Origin of the sequence: Rhizobium rhizoryzae, assembly GCF_011046895.1 — a bacterium.
Lineage (GTDB): Bacteria > Pseudomonadota > Alphaproteobacteria > Rhizobiales > Rhizobiaceae > Neorhizobium > Neorhizobium rhizoryzae.
This window is the reverse complement of sequence record NZ_CP049250.1, coordinates 2,164,394-2,179,672: the sequence shown is the minus strand read 5'-3', so window position 1 is coordinate 2,179,672 and position 15,279 is coordinate 2,164,394. Positions and strand designations below refer to the sequence as shown.

Sequence of the window (15,279 nt, the reverse complement as noted above, 5' to 3'; positions counted from 1 at the left end):
GCGGGATTTCGCCGACTCCTACAGGGTCATGAGCTTGCTTGAAAGGTTTCAAGCCGCCTCTTCCGTCTCCTGTCGAGTGGGAACGTAGTTCAGCACAGGCCCAAGCCAGCGTTCAACGTCTGCGATCTCCATGCCCTTCCGGCGCGCATAGTCTTCCACCTGATCGCGCTCCACCTTGGCAACGCCAAAGTAATAGCTGTCAGGATGACCGATGTAGAGGCCGGAGACGGAAGAGCCGGGCCACATGGCATAGCTTTCCGTCAGTGTCACACCGGTTGTCTTTTCCGCATCCAGCAGATCGAACAAGGTCCGCTTTTCGGTATGATCCGGCTGGGCTGGATAGCCGGGTGCCGGGCGGATTCCGGCATAGGCTTCGGCGACGAGCTCCTCATTTGAGAATTGCTCGTCCTTGGCATAACCCCAATACTCGCGGCGCACCTGCTCATGCATGCGTTCGGCAAAGGCTTCCGCAAAACGGTCGGCGAGTGCCTTCACCATGATGGAGGAGTAATCGTCGTTCGCCCGCTCGAAGCGTTCGGCAATCGCCACTTCCTCGATGCCCGCTGTCACAACGAAGCCGCCGACATAGTCCGCTTTGCCGCTATCCTTCGGTGCCACGAAATCCGCAAGTGCCACGTTAGGCCGCCCGTCCCGCTTTGACAATTGCTGGCGAAGCGTGAAGAAGGTTGCCAGTTCCTCGCGGCGCGCTTCGTCTGTGAAGAGCTGGATATCGTCACCCACGGCGTTCGCCGGCCAGAAACCGATGACGGCCCGCGGACGGAACCACTTCTCCTCCACGATCTTGGCAAGCATGGCCTGCGCATCCGCGTAGAGTTGGCGGGCTGCTTCACCCTGCTTCTCATCCTCCAGAATTGCCGGGAAGCGCCCCTTCAGTTCCCACGTCTGGAAGAAGGGTGTCCAGTCGATATAGCGCACGAGGTCTTCCAGCGAATAATCGTCAAACACCTTCGTGCCGAGGAAGCTCGGACGAGTGGGCTGATAAGCTGCCCAATCCACCTGCTGGGCGTTTGCCCGCGCCCGCGCAATGGGAAGCCGCGTCTTCTCGGCTTCGGCACGTGCATGGGCGGCCGCCACTTTGGCATATTCGGTGCGAATGTTCTCGACATAGTCTTCGCGACCGCCTTCTGCCAGCAGACTGGAGACGACACCCACCGCACGGCTCGCATCCGTTACGTAAACCGCCTGCCCTGCCTGATAATTCGGATGGATCTTCACCGCCGTATGCACGCGGCTGGTCGTGGCCCCTCCGATCAGAAGCGGGATATCGAAGCCCTGCTTCTGCATCTCGGCAGCCACATGCACCATCTCGTCCAGCGAAGGCGTGATGAGACCGGACAGACCGATGACATCCACCTTCTGCTCTTTCGCCACCTCGAGGATCTTCGTCGCGGGAACCATGACGCCGAGGTCGATGATCTCGTAATTGTTGCAGGCGAGAACGACGCCGACGATGTTCTTGCCAATGTCGTGAACGTCGCCCTTGACGGTCGCCATCAGCACCTTGCCCGCCGCCTGACGCTCATCGCCGCCATTCTGGCGCTTTTCCTCTTCCATGTAGGGAAGCAGAACGGCAACCGCCTGCTTCATCACGCGGGCAGATTTCACCACCTGCGGCAGGAACATCTTGCCAGCGCCGAACAGATCGCCCACGACGTTCATGCCCGCCATCAGCGGACCTTCGATCACGTGCAGCGGGCGATCAGCCTGAAGACGCGCCTCTTCGGTATCGGCTTCGATATACTCGGTTATGCCGTTGACCAGCGCGTGTTCCAGGCGCTTCGCCACCGGCCATTCCCGCCAGGCAAGATCCTGTGCCTTTGCTTCCTTGGCACCCGTGCCGCGGAAGCGTTCGGCGATTTCCAGCAGGCGCTCGGTCGAGTCAGCGCGACGGTTCAGCACAACGTCTTCGCAGGCCTCGCGCAGTTCGGGATCAATGTTCTCATAGATCGCCAACTGGCCGGCATTGACGATGCCCATGTCCATGCCCGCCTGAATGGCGTGATATAGGAACACGGCATGCATGGCTTCGCGCACCGGCTCGTTGCCACGGAACGAGAAGGACAGGTTGGATACACCGCCGGAGATGTGCACCAGCGGCATTTCCTTGCGGATCGTGCGCGTCGCCTCGATGAAATCGACACCGTAGTTATTGTGCTCTTCGATCCCGGTTGCGACCGCGAACACGTTGGGATCGAAAATGATGTCTTCCGGCGGGAAGCCCACCTCTTCCGTCAGGATCTTATAGGCGCGACGGCAGATTTCCACCTTGCGATCGTAGGTGTCCGCCTGCCCCGTTTCGTCAAAGGCCATCACGACAACAGCGGCACCGAAGGCACGAATGAGCCGAGCCTGCTTGACGAAATTCTCTTCGCCTTCCTTCAGCGAAATGGAATTGACGATTGCCTTACCCTGAACGCACTTCAGGCCGCCTTCGATAATCTCGAACTTGGAACTGTCGATCATCACCGGCACGCGGGCGATATCCGGTTCGGCAGCGATGAGGTTCAGAAACTCCACCATGGCGCGGCCGGAATCGATCAGGCCTTCGTCCATGTTGATGTCGATGATCTGCGCGCCATTTTCGACCTGATCGCGAGCAACGGCGAGAGCCGCCGTGTAATCCGCATTGGTGATCAGCTTGCGGAATTTGGCCGAACCAGTCACGTTGGTGCGCTCGCCAACGTTGACGAAAGGAATGTCCTTGGTCAGCGTGAAGGGTTCCAGGCCGGACAGCGACATGAAGGAGCGGTGATCAGGCACCTGGCGCGGCTTGAATTCGGCTACGGCCTCAGCAATCGCGCGAATATGGTCCGGCGTCGAACCGCAGCAGCCGCCAACGACATTGACCAGACCTTCCTTGGCGAATTCGCGAACCTGCTTCGCCATAGCCTCCGGCGACTGGTCGTACTGGCCGAACTCGTTGGGCAGGCCGGCATTCGGATAGGCGCAGATGAAGGTATCCGCGACAGCGGAAACTTCCTGCAAATGCGGACGCATGGCGTCGGCACCGAGCGCGCAGTTGAAGCCGACGGTGAACGGACGCGCATGGCTGACGGAATTCCAGAACGCCGTTGGCGTCTGACCGGACAGCGTGCGACCCGAAAGATCGGTAATCGTGCCGGAAATCATCACCGGCAGGCGGATGCCCTTGGCGATAAAGCGCTCTTCGCAAGCGAAGATCGCGGCCTTGGCGTTCAGCGTATCAAAGATCGTCTCGATCAGAATGATATCGGCACCGCCATCGATCAGTCCGTCGATCTGCTCGGCATAGGCTAAGCGCAAATCATCAAACGTCACGGCACGATAGCCGGGATTGTTCACATCCGGCGAGATGGAGGCGGTGCGGTTCGTCGGGCCGATGGCGCCTGCCACAAAGCGGCGCTTGCCGTCTTCGCGCGTAGCCCGCTCGATGGCGCGGCGGACGACCTGCGCACCTTCCTTGTTGAGATCGTAGACCGCGCCTTCCATCTGGTAATCGGCCTGAGCAATGCGGGTCGAGGAAAAGGTATTCGTCTCGATGATGTCTGCGCCAGCCTTGGCATAGCGATAGTGAATGTCTTCGATGGCCTGTGGTTGGGTCAGGATGAGCAGGTCGTTGTTGCCCTGCTGATGACAGGCACAACCGATAAAGCGATCCCCCCGGAAATGGTCTTCATCGAAGCCCAGCCCCTGGATCTGCGTTCCCATGGCGCCGTCGAGAATGAGAATACGCTCGCGCGCGGCTTTTGCCAGCGCTTCGAAAATCTCGTTGCCATCTCGTGACGCACCTTCGGGACCAAACAGCTGATCAAACACGGGCATCTCCTCAAACCACCTTATTCCTTACTCGCTTAATCACATAAAGATATCTTTATGTCAATCTAAGCGACTGATATCGCAGACACGAGCATGACAGTTTCCTGCCTAAAGGATATACGCATTTTCTGTTCAAAGTTCCAAACCCCGGAGATCGTCCATGAGTGCAGCCGGCCACAACCCAACGAACTGGGCTCAGCGTCCTTATCATCGCACATGGCTGATGGCGCAGGCGGAAGGCCTGATGGACTTCTTCCAGTACCGGGCCATCAATCCAAAGGGCGGCTTCTACGATCTCGATCCGACAGGAGTACCGCTCGACACCAATAATCCGGCACGCGGCATCCACGCCAGCGCCCGCATGGTTCATTGCTTTGCCATCGCCGATCTTCTGGGTCGCCCGGGTGCAGCGGATGTCGTGGATCACGGCATGCGCTATCTCTGGGAGAAGCACCGCGACCAGAAACATGGCGGCTATTTCTGGCAGGCTAATGACGAAGGTGCGGCGGATGCCTCAAAGCAGGGCTATGGCCATGCTTTCGTTTTGCTCGCTGCCTCATCCGCGAAGGTTATAGGCCACCCGCTGGCGGAAAGAATGCTGGCAGACATTACCGAAATTCTGGAAACGAAATTCTGGGAAGAGCAACACGGCGCCATCGCTGAAGAGTTTTCTGAAGATTGGCAGCCGGTTCCGGGCTACCGCGGCCAGAATTCCAACATGCATCTGACGGAAAGCCTGATGGCGGCGTTCGAGGCGACCGGCGAGCGGCACTATCTGCAGAAGGCAGAGCGCATAGCAGATCTTCTCATCAACCGTCGCGCCCGTGAGGAAGGCTTTCGCGTCGCTGAACATTTCTCGGAAGACTGGGTTGTCGACCGCAATTACTACCACCCCAACGAAATGTTCCGCCCGGCAGGCACCACGCCCGGCCACTGGCTGGAATGGGCGCGGTTGCTGCTGCAACTCTACGCGCTGGGCGGCAAGGCGCAAAGCTGGATGCCGCAGGCGGCTGAAGCGCTGTTTGAACGCTCCATGACGCTGGGCTGGGACACCGCAAAGGGCGGCTTCTTCTATACGCTGGACTGGCAGGATAATCCCGACAAGCGGTCCAAGCTCTGGTGGCCAATGTGCGAAGCCGCTGGAGCCGCGCACTTTCTCAACCATCATGTGCCGAACAGCTTCCACGAGGAAAGCTATCGCAAGATCTGGTCAACGATCGCCGCCCATTTCATTGATCGTGAAAACGGCGGCTGGTTCGAAGAGACGACGGAGGACCTGAAGCCGGCGAATACGCTGTTCCCCGGCAAGGGCGATATCTATCACGCATTCCAGGCTTGTCTCATTCCGCTGTTCCCGGCGACAGGCAGCCTGACCAAGGTGATCGCCGAAAACGGAGCCACCCTCTGAAAGAGAAAAGCCTCCGCTATTTTCCAGCGGAGGCTCCGTTCAGGAATCAATAGCGCCGGACCGGCGGTCGCATGTCGCCTTGTGGGTTCATGCGGAAAGCAGCGAGATCCCGCTCTGCGTTGGACAGATCGTAGCTCAGATCATCCGCCTCGCGACGCAGACGGCGGATTTCGAAGTCGTTATCGTCGATGCGCATCTGAATTGCACGACGATCCTGATCCTTCGCATTCTTGAGTTCGCGGTAGCGCTGATCGGTATCCTGTTCGCGCGAACTGATGCTGGACCTGATGGAATTCATGCGCTCACGCACTTCATGAACCCGCTTGCCCAGAGTATATCCACGCATGAAACCCGGCTCCAGATCCGGCGGGCACACATTGTTGTACCCGTCGCCTGCCTCTCCACGCTGAGCGCCACTCAGCGGCGTGCAGTAGCGCTTGATCCCTTCCTGAAATCCCTGATACCAGGTCGTCTGGTCTGGAACGACCTTGACGCGTTCGCATGATTTGACGTGATCCGCAAAGCGGCTTTGCGGATTATAGCCAGCGGCCCCATCCGTATCGCCAATGACTTTCCAATTGGCTGCGACGCATTCTTCCTTTGACAAGGAATAACATGACGGCAAAAGGCACATTGCCCCCAATGCGCTGAGCAACAGCAGTTTACGCATTCCCCTCGACCCCCAAGGTATGATGTTGTCGAGGAAGAATAAGCAAATAAACCGTTAACGCGCTAGTCTTTGAGCCTGCCGATTATGAGCCTTCGTTGATTTTCCACCGTCACGACAAGTGGCGACGGAGGATCTATCGGTTGCGCCCGACCATGTCCCGAATGCGTGCGGCCAGGAAATCATAATCATAGGGCTTGGTGATGAGGCTCGCCTGGTCCAGACCTTCCGAGCCGGGCACATGCAGATCGCCTGTTGCAAAGATGACGGGCAAGTTCGGATGCCCTTCTCTGAGCTTGCGGATGAGTTGCAGTCCGTTCATGTCCGGCAGATGCACATCGGTCACCAGAATGTCGATCGCGGCACCATCAATGGCTTCCATGGCTTCCTTGCCATTTCCAGCCTCGACAACGACCATGCCGAAATCCTGCAGATAATCCGCCGTGGATATGCGGATCAGCGCTTCATCTTCACAAAGCAGCACGCGGATGGATGACGTACGAGCGGGCGTCTGCTGAGGCGCTTTTGTGCCCTCGGAACTGGACTGGCGTTCCTTGGCCTTGTCCAGCAGCATCCGGATCTTGCGGGCGAGTGTCTCGCGTCCATAGGGCTTGCTGAGCAGATTGACGCCGGGGTCAAGCCGACCACCATGAACGATCGAATTTTCTGTGTAGCCAGAGGTAAACAGAACCTCGATATCCGGACGGCGCTCCTTTGCCTTTCGCGCAAGCTCACTGCTTTTCAGGCGGCCCGGCATGACTACATCGGTGAACAGAAGATCGATCGAAACTCCGCTCTCGATGATAGCCAGCCCGCTGTCTGCATCCCGCGCTTTCAGGACGGTATATCCGAGATCGACCAGCATGGAGATGGTGATGTCGCGAACGGCATCGTCATCCTCGACAACCAACACCGTCTCGTTGCCACCTGCAATGTCACCTGCCGTCTCCTCCGCCAGCATATCCTCTGCCTGCATGGAACGTGGCAGATAGATGCGCACCGTCGTTCCGCTGCCTTCCTCGCTGTAGATGTTGATATGCCCGCCGGACTGCTTCACGAAGCCATAGACCATGGAAAGGCCGAGCCCCGTGCCCTTGCCTTCAGGCTTGGTCGTAAAGAACGGGTCGAATGCGCGCGCAAGAACATCAGCCGGCATGCCGCAGCCCGTGTCGCTGACAGCGAGCATCACATACTGACCCGCTTCGACATCGAACGCGTTCTGAGCGTAACGATCATCCAGATAGGCATTGCCGAGTTCGATGGTCAGGCGACCGCGCCCGTCCATGGCATCACGCGCATTGATAGCCAGGTTCAGCAATGCGTTTTCGACATTGGATGGATCGACGAGCGTATTCCATAAACCGCCGCTGACAATCGTGTCGATCTCGATCGCCTCGCCAAGACTACGGCGCACGAGGTGGTCCATCTCCCGCACAAGCCGTCCGAGATTGACGACCTTCGGCGCAAGCGGCTGCCGGCGACCGAAGGACAGCAGCTGCGATGCGAGCCTTGCGCCGCGCGAGGCGGCCGCGAGAGCGTTGTTGAGCCGACGTTCCGTCTGATCGCTTTCGGGGAGTTCACGCCCCAGAAGCTGCAGGTTGCCGGTAATGACCTGCAGCAGATTGTTGAAATCATGCGCAATCCCGCCGGCCAGGTTCCCGATCGCCTCCATCTTCTGGCTCTGACGCAAAACCTCCTGCGTTTTCAGCAGCTCGGCGGTGCGTTCTTCGACGCGGCCTTCGAGGGTCGTCGCCAAGGTTTCGAGACGAGTTTCGGTCTTTTTCTGGTCCTCGATGTCTGTACTCGTGCCAACCCAGCGCACGATGACGCCATCCACGTTGCGGATAGCAACAGCACGCGAAAGGAACCACCGATAATTGCCTTCATGGCATCTGACCCGCGCTTCAGCCTGGAACTGCTCGCCGCTGGCAACTGACGCAGACCAGACATCGCGGACCCGCTGCAAATCATCCGGATGCAAGGCCCCTGCCAGCAGGTCCGACGGCGGAGGATCGGCAGAATCGATCCCGATATATTGCGCCATCTGCAGATTGCACCAGTCGAGCATACCCGCCGGTATGGCTGTCCAGACGTGGTTCGGCACGGCTTCAGCCAGCGTGCGGAAACGATCTTCGCTTTCTCTGGCGGCATCCTGTGCGCGGCGTACTTCGGTGACCTCGTGCCCCTGCACGAAGATGCCGGTGACAGCCCCGGAACTGTCCCGTAGCGGCTCGTAGATGAAGTCCAGGAAAATCTCTTCGGCAGAAGTTGCGGCACCCCGCTGCAACAGCACGCGGGCGCCAGACGCACTGTATCCCTGCCCCGTTGAGTAGACCTGATCCAGAAGCTCGTAAAACCCTTGACCATCGATATCCGGCAGAGCGTCGCGAACACTCTTGCCGATCAGATCATCACGTCCCACCAGCGTCGTATAGGCTGCATTGGCTATTTCGAAGACATGTTGCGGGCCTCGCAGAATGGCCATGAAGCCCGGCGCCTGCTCGAAAAGGCTTCGCAGATATTCTCGCTCCTTGCCAAGCGCCAGGTTTTCGCCAGACACGGCATCGGCACGGCGCATCACGCCGGTCTGCACATCAAACCCGGTCGTCGATTGGCGCAACAAATGTAATTCGGTCACGTCGACCGTATGCTGAAGAATAAACCGGACGCTTCCGTCCTCCCCGAGAATTGGGGTATGCGTCGCGCTCCAGAAAAGCTCGACCATTGAGCCATCCGGTCCCGCGATCGGATAGGGAATGAGCGGAAGATGATCGACCTGGCGCGTTTTCAGCACCTTGGCGAAGGATTGCCGAAGCATTCGTCCGCTGGCGCTTTCGGGATCACTGGGAAACGCATCGAATATGTTGCGACCGAGCAGCTTTTCGCGCGATTGCATGGTCGTAGCAAGGTAAGCATCGTTCATGCCGACGATGACAATATCGGGATCGACGATGACATAGGGGTTGGGAGAGTGATTGAAGAGCTCTTCGATATCCTCTCCGGACAGCCCGGCCCGTCGAAACATGTAATACCCCTGCGCCCCGCATTTCTAATTTCTCAGTTTATAGAGCGGTCAGGCAATTATACAAGAATTTTGATATAGATAGTGGCGAGCGGGTCACAGCACCGCGACTGCAGCAAATTTCGTCCAACCAGCCCATGAGGCGGCGCAACAACCGCTCAGGATCAATTGAAAACTGGAAAGCTATCCGCCAGTTGCGATGCAGCAGATGTATCGCGCTGATACGAGTGACGCATCCTGTCGGCACGCGTCTCTGGCGCCTCTTCCCGTGTCAGGGGAAACAATCCGTCTGCGTAGGTTCCCGTTGCAGCTTGGAGATCCTCCACCTGCATCGCGTCCGCCTGCCTCATCAAAACCTGCAGGAACTTCCTCATCATGTCGCCCTCCCGTCTTCTTCGTCTCGAAAACGGCCAATGCGCCCTTCAGTTCCAACCGGATTGGCCACCAGTCGTCACCGGACCTGTGCCATTCCTGTCCCGAAATCGACCCCGCCGAATTCGCAAAATTCCGTTCGGCAACGATGCTGGAACATCTGTGAACATTTTGGCAACCTACAGTCGCCCGGTACAAGTCCTCCACAGGATGTCCACAATAGACACCGAGAGTAAAAGTCTCGTGAAGGCTCTGGAATCAAATTGGTTTATCGGCGGAATTTGCCCGACCTGTAGACAAATGCCGCTGACGGTGGCTGTGGACGGTTTAAAACACCGGCGAGTGCTGAATTTCAGAGGCCTGATTCATTTTTGTCGCAATCGTGCGTCATCGTCGATTCGACTAAAGGAGGACGGAGACATGGAACACGAACTGACCCTGAAAGAACTGGCGGCGGATCCTTTGATCCTGATGGTCATGCGTGCAGATGGCGTCGCGGAAGATTCGCTTCAGGATCTGATGAAGCAGGTCGCAGAAAGTGAAATCAGCCGACTGCAGCTCCAGATGCACAAGACGCGCGCCGATGAGTTCTACGCCCGGCTTGACGAAAGCCTCGCACATACCGCGAAATCGCTGCGTCGAAACGCTTGAGGCGACACCCGGTCCTGTCATCGAAGCGCAAAAATCCCGGTTTGAGACATTCCGTCTTCCCGGCGCTACTTACCACGCGCGCGACACGGCTGAAGGACGTAGAAATCTCATCATTTATCTTACCGGGTCGTCCCGGCATCGCCCTCGCCGTCCACCTCGGATAATTTCACGAAGACTGTTCCCTTGCGCTTTAGCGCCATAAGGCCCCGAACCACCCCTGCCCCAGCCTCATGCGTCGGCTGGTTGATATGGGCGATCACGACATCGCCATCCCTTGCGCCAGCGATCTTGCGCTCCGTCATTACTGCTCCAAGCAGCGAGCCGCCATCGCCGTTCAGGGAGTAGCCGGCAATCTTGTATCCCATCTGCCGGATCTGATGGATAGCGCTTTCGTCATATTTGGCGGTCGCGCCACGAAACCAGCGTGGCGATGAGAATCCCGCGGCTGTTACCGCCGCGGCACCAGCGGCCACCTCCCGCTCGACGGCGGCGCTGCTGCCGGCCGCGGGAATGCCATAGATCTTGACTGGCACGTCCACGGCCGGAATATGATTTTCGCCGTGGTTCTCAATGTCGAACAGGTCGGGATGCGCACGCAGGATCGCAATGGCGTCCGCGTTGTTTCGAAGCCACCGCGCCGTGACGAACAGTGTCGCCGGAATGCGTTCGTCGACGAGAGTGGATAGAATGCGGGCATCGGCCTGCCCCATGCATGCGTCAAACGTCAGCGCCACACGCGGTGCGGTGCCGGACGGCGCACCGCCGAGCTTCAACTTCGGTTCCAACAACGCACGCGCTGCGGCGGAATGTGGTGCTACATTGGCCGCAGGCCCATTGACAGCAACCTGTGTTTCCCCGGCAGCCAGAGCGGGCGCAGCAAGACACACCAAACCAAGCAGAGCGAACGTGCGCATATCCGATTTCCAACCAGTTCCATTTCGGCTTGATCGTCCGCTATAAGACAGTGGCGAAATTTGGTTGTCATCTCATTTTTTCATGTATCACTTCGGAACAAATATGATAAATCGGGAAGTCTTCGTATACCAAAAGCAAGGACAGAATGGCCGCTTGGCCAATCGTTGCTTTGAAAGGCGCGGCATTTCGGACTAGTCTGTCGCAACATGTTTCATTTTGGATCATGTTGATAATTTCAAGATATAAGGTTGCAAATTTGCAATGTGCACGGCAGGGAACTTGGAAGATCAACGCACATTGAACTATGCTGAATCACAAGCATCGGTACCAGGTGGTACAGGTTGTGGAGTTGTTGCAATGAAATTCGATTATCCGGCGCCCGAGGGTGTCCTCATGCCCTATGAGCTGGCAATGTTGCAGCGCCTGTTTAATCGTGCGCTGCGCAAGCAGGGTTACGCCAAGACTGACGTTGAGGCGAAAATGCTGGCCACGACGATGATGGATCTCTACCGCCGCGGCCTCAGAGATGAACGCAAACTCCGCATCATGTTCGCAATTTAGTATCTCGCCCAACGATCCAGCGGGCGTTGCGAGCGCTTGGCTCGCCCTCCGACTGCGATGAGCTGCATTCAAGCAACCCCGGTTTCAAACCGGGATCGCTTGGCACATGATCAGGGCCGGATATCGAACCGCATTTCGACGGTCACCGTATAAGTCGTTTCACCTCCCGCCACAGGCACGGAATCGGCCTCTTTCGCCATCGCCATCCGCATCATTGGAGCGGGCGCAACCGGCTGCAGATTGGTTTCGGAAATAGTGGCGACAGGCCCTAGCATCACTCCGGCGGCCTCGGCCAAGGTCTTCGCCTTTTCCATTGCATCTTCGACGGCCTTGCGCCGCGCATTCTGATAGGCAGCTTTCGGCTCATGGTTGGTGAAGGTGATCTGTCCGCCCTGATTGACGCCGAGTTTCACGGATTGATCGATCAGCCCGCCCAGCTTCGACAATTCGCGCACACGAACAGTCAGGGAATTCGTGACCTGATACCCGATAATGACCGGTTGTTGATTGGTGTTTTGTGGCGTGGGCTGCCGATCACTGTAGCGTGGGAATATCGAAAAATCGCCGGTCTGAATATCCCGATCCGCTACCCCGTTCGCCTTCAGCGCGTCGAGCACCGATCGCACCGCCTCATTGTTCTGGGCAAGCGCAGCTTGAGCCGTTTCCGCCATGCGCGTGACCGAAAGATTGACGATGGCCATGTCTGGCGCGATGCTGGCAGTTCCCTCGCCTGAAACGGTGATCGCCCTTGGTTGCGGTGGTGGAGGCGGCGCCTGCGCAAACGAAACGGCAGGCAGCACAAGGCTTGCCATCAGCGCGAGGCTAGCTGCTTTTGCAGGGACAGATGGACGAAGACGGAAGGACATGAATTTCTCCGTTTATGATTTCAAGTCTGCCGAAACATTGTAATGCCCGGCTCGAACATTGATGCGACCTGACCGCTGCCGCGCACAGAGGATAGGCTCCTTGCACCGAAAGCTGTGGAACAGGAGTGATAGCTGCACTGCGATTGTGTAGCCATTACGGCAGCGCTTGCTGACAACCATTTTTTGCGTTACAGCCCGTTTCCTGACGACGAGCGAACCATTGCGCTCTTCGCTGTGCCTTCCACATAAGGCACGGGCCTGTAGCTCAATGGTTAGAGCCGGCGGCTCATAACCGCTTGGTTGGGGGTTCGAGTCCCTCCGGGCCCACCATTACTCTCTGTAGCTTGACGCGGAAATCCGGAATTTTGACTGTAGCTTGACGCCGAAATCCGGAATTTTGACACTAGGTTCCGGAAAAATGAAAATTAGCTTCGCTATCAAGTTGGCCTTTTTCCAAACGTTGCAATTAGCGTGTAAGACCATCACGTCGCCTTAAGCGTGGACAGCCTTGCAGGCCATATCTTACTCACGCAGCGGTATCTCAGTTAACTCAATACCATTCTTTGGCCACCATCCTAACTTTGTAAAAGTCGCCTCTACGCGATCGCGCATCTCGATCATCTCATCAACCGTTGTTGGGCCAATCATGACCTTATCAACCAATGCGCTGAGATTTCCACGGGACAAAGCTGCTAAGGAAAGGCGATAGACTACCTCCTCCTGACCTTTAATGACTTCAACACTTTTCGACAGCAGCGGATCACATCGAACATCTTCCACCCAAAGGGCGCGCCACTCATCCTCCTCACGAAAGCCTGGGTGTTTATTCGATAGCTGAGCGAGTCCGAGCATAAGGAATACTTCGGCCCTGAGTGTCTGGCGATCAAATGTCCGCAATTGCGCCTGATGAGCCTCAACGTTTTTGGCAACTTCCACCATACGCTCACTCACTTCAGATGCTTCCATGTAAGCCATGGCGGTCAATCGCACGTGACTGGTGAGATCATCCGCGATCGCCTTGCTATCCAATATCAAAGCGACTTTGCCGTATGCGCGCCACATCGAAAGGCGACCGTAGCGGTCGCGCGTGGGATCATGGAATGTGAATGAGCTGGAATAAGTATTGGTAGTGAAAAGTTGCTCGTTCCGCTTGGCAAAGGTATCGACGTATGCGGACAATTCAGGATCAACGTGGCTCAACGCCTTCTTCAAATATAGCCCACCCGGCAGCTTTAAAGCCTCCTGAAGACGAGAAACTCCCCATTCAATTTCCCGGTAATCATTCATTTTCTGAGTTGTGCGCAGCCAAATTTCACCCTTTTCAAGAATGCTCACCAACACCGGCAAATTCGTGTAATGCGCCAGCAAGCCACCTGCTTGATTAAGTTGTTCTATTTTCCTTCTGCCGAATGGATAGAAAACAGACTTCAGATCTAAGTTTTGTGTCATTGAAGCGAATCCCAACTACCTCGTCTTTGGTAATAGTGTCAGGCATACTTGCGATTGAAATCGCAAACAATCTAAAGCTCCTGCTCCTCCGCTGGGATGAAGCCGTAGACTGCCAGATGGTCAGTGGCTTTGAGCAGTAGCTCCAGCCCCATAGGGCCGAGCGCCCTCCTCCACAGGTCGGCCGGTGTTTCGCCCTTTCCGATGAAGCACCAATCCTGGAAGGCAATCGGCCCGCCATCCATGGCGTCGGTCAGATGATAGACCGTGCCGCCCGTGATGCGATCTCCTGCCGCAACAGCATCAGCCACCGCATGTCTGCCCGGATGGAGCGGTAGCAGTGACGGGTGATAGCCGATGCAATAGCGGGCCTGTTCTCTGATATGAGCGGGCACGAAGACGAAGGCGTGGGCGCAGAGGATGAGATCAGCCGCCTGCCCTGCCAGCGCATCCAGCCCGCACCCGCCGTAACAATAGGCAGGAACATCCGTTTCCATCGCAAGCTGCCATAGCCGGTCTTGTTGACTGGGCACGGCGACGAAAGCAATCTCGTGAACTGGCCGCAGCGCCTTGAAGACTTCGGCCGCCAGCCACTTCTGGCCAATGATACCGATCCTCATGACGCGTCCTCCGCACCTTCCACATAGCGAAAGCCCTGGATTGCGCGCAGATGCCCGCCATATCCTGTCTTCATGCCACGGCCGAGCGCGCTCTTCTGTTTGCCCGGACCATAGAGAACGGCAGAGACTTGGGCCCAGTTGCTGTCCCGACGCAGCGCCGCCGCCAAGCCCGGATGCGAGGTATGGAAGAGCGTCAGAAGCGGCTTGCCATAGCGGTTGTTTCCCCGCCTCCATTCTGCACAAACGGCATTGAGGAATCGAACGCCGACACCTGCACCCTGCCATTCCGGCATGACCACAAGGCGGCAGGCTCTGGCTTCAGCTAGTCCCGGCCTTGTGGAGAAAGCCACATGCGCCACCGGCTCGCCCTCCACGAAGCCGACATAGCAAGTGGCAGCGATCATGTGCGGCAGTTTCAGATAGTGATGCGGCTCAAAATGCGGCCACCATCGCCAGTTGGTTTCGCGAATCTCCAGCTGGATTTTTGGTCGTCGCCGAAGATACCTCCCGGTGAACGCACCCGTTGCCATGTCATAGATCCAGTCCGGATCGAGCCAGTCGATGATGTCATAATGGCAGGAAAGCAGAACCGCCCTGCCACCCGTTCTCCGCCATGCCTTGCCAAAGGCCAGCGCACCAATGCGGGCGATCTGCCGGTCGACCACGCTGGTGAACTCATCGATGACAACTTCGGAAGGCTGTTCGCAGATGATCCGGGCAAGCTCTGCCCGAAACTTCTCGCCATTGGACAGCACATGGAAGGGCCGCAGCCAGGCGGGCACAGAGCCCAGCCCGACTGCCGCAAGCGCCGCCGTCACATCATCAAAGGCACGCTTCGGCGCGATAGCCTCAATGATCGGCTGATCGTCAGGCCAAGCCGCCTGATACCGCCGATCGCTAGAGAATACCTGCGTGCCAGTGCGGTGGCTTCAGCC

The 15,279-nt window shown here is 57.5% G+C and carries 12 protein-coding genes and 1 tRNA gene; 4 read left to right on the top strand and 9 right to left on the bottom strand.

Annotation, left to right across the window (positions count from 1 at the left end; translation table 11 throughout):
• Positions 1 to 48 precede the first annotated feature (48 nt).
• A complete protein-coding gene (gene metH / locus G6N80_RS16420) occupies positions 49 to 3,816 on the bottom strand; it encodes a methionine synthase (protein ID WP_165135357.1) in 3,768 nt (1,255 codons plus the stop codon).
• Between the two features lie 160 nt (positions 3,817 to 3,976).
• On the opposite strand from metH, the gene G6N80_RS16415 reads away from it, so the two are divergent.
• The gene (locus tag G6N80_RS16415) at positions 3,977 to 5,224 is read left to right on the top strand and encodes an AGE family epimerase/isomerase (RefSeq protein ID WP_165135354.1); all 1,248 of its coding nucleotides are present in this window, start codon (positions 3,977 to 3,979) and stop codon (positions 5,222 to 5,224) included.
• A gap of 46 nt (positions 5,225 to 5,270) precedes the next feature.
• Here the strand turns inward: G6N80_RS16415 and G6N80_RS16410 are convergent, their stop codons facing one another.
• The 3 genes from G6N80_RS16410 to G6N80_RS16400 all read right to left on the bottom strand — a co-directional run bounded on the left by G6N80_RS16410 (position 5,271) and on the right by G6N80_RS16400 (position 9,290).
• A complete protein-coding gene (locus G6N80_RS16410) occupies positions 5,271 to 5,894 on the bottom strand; it encodes a DUF2799 domain-containing protein (RefSeq protein ID WP_062554100.1) in 624 nt (207 codons plus the stop codon).
• A gap of 133 nt (positions 5,895 to 6,027) precedes the next feature.
• Positions 6,028 to 8,916 (bottom strand): hybrid sensor histidine kinase/response regulator, encoded by a 2,889-nt coding sequence (locus tag G6N80_RS16405; protein WP_165135351.1) that lies wholly within the window; start codon positions 8,914 to 8,916, stop codon positions 6,028 to 6,030.
• A gap of 161 nt (positions 8,917 to 9,077) precedes the next feature.
• Positions 9,078 to 9,290, bottom strand: coding sequence for a hypothetical protein (locus G6N80_RS16400; protein ID WP_062554098.1), 213 nt, complete (start codon positions 9,288 to 9,290; stop codon positions 9,078 to 9,080).
• A 415-nt stretch (positions 9,291 to 9,705) separates the two neighbouring features.
• Here G6N80_RS16400 and G6N80_RS16395 point away from each other — a divergent pair, with 415 nt between their 5' ends.
• A complete protein-coding gene (locus G6N80_RS16395; protein WP_062554097.1) occupies positions 9,706 to 9,936 on the top strand; it encodes a hypothetical protein in 231 nt (76 codons plus the stop codon).
• Between the two features lie 119 nt (positions 9,937 to 10,055).
• On the opposite strand, the gene G6N80_RS16390 is transcribed toward G6N80_RS16395, so the two are convergent.
• A complete protein-coding gene (locus G6N80_RS16390; protein WP_165135348.1) occupies positions 10,056 to 10,850 on the bottom strand; it encodes a polysaccharide deacetylase family protein in 795 nt (264 codons plus the stop codon).
• A 358-nt stretch (positions 10,851 to 11,208) separates the two neighbouring features.
• Here G6N80_RS16390 and G6N80_RS16385 point away from each other — a divergent pair, with 358 nt between their 5' ends.
• Positions 11,209 to 11,412, top strand: coding sequence for a hypothetical protein (locus G6N80_RS16385; protein ID WP_062554095.1), 204 nt, complete (start codon positions 11,209 to 11,211; stop codon positions 11,410 to 11,412).
• Positions 11,413 to 11,522: 110 nt separating this feature from the next.
• Here G6N80_RS16385 and G6N80_RS16380 read toward each other — a convergent pair whose 3' ends face one another.
• Entirely contained in the window at positions 11,523 to 12,278 is a 756-nt protein-coding gene (locus G6N80_RS16380) for an SIMPL domain-containing protein (protein WP_062554094.1), read from the bottom strand.
• Positions 12,279 to 12,532: 254 nt separating this feature from the next.
• Here G6N80_RS16380 and G6N80_RS16375 point away from each other — a divergent pair.
• Positions 12,533 to 12,608, top strand: a tRNA-Ile gene (locus tag G6N80_RS16375).
• Positions 12,609 to 12,800: 192 nt separating this feature from the next.
• Here the strand turns inward: G6N80_RS16375 and G6N80_RS16370 are convergent.
• From G6N80_RS16370 to G6N80_RS16360, 3 genes are all read right to left on the bottom strand, one after another.
• On the bottom strand, positions 12,801 to 13,727 hold the full coding sequence (locus G6N80_RS16370; RefSeq protein ID WP_165135345.1) for a DUF2971 domain-containing protein: 927 nt from the start codon (positions 13,725 to 13,727) through the stop codon (positions 12,801 to 12,803).
• A gap of 71 nt (positions 13,728 to 13,798) precedes the next feature.
• Positions 13,799 to 14,344: a formyltransferase family protein gene (locus G6N80_RS16365; RefSeq protein ID WP_165135342.1), complete on the bottom strand. Its 546-nt coding sequence runs from the start codon at positions 14,342 to 14,344 to the stop codon at positions 13,799 to 13,801.
• Positions 14,341 to 15,162: a GNAT family N-acetyltransferase gene (locus G6N80_RS16360; RefSeq protein WP_246251422.1), complete on the bottom strand. Its 822-nt coding sequence runs from the start codon at positions 15,160 to 15,162 to the stop codon at positions 14,341 to 14,343. Before G6N80_RS16360 ends, G6N80_RS16365 begins: the two co-directional genes overlap by 4 nt.
• Positions 15,163 to 15,279 lie beyond the last annotated feature (117 nt).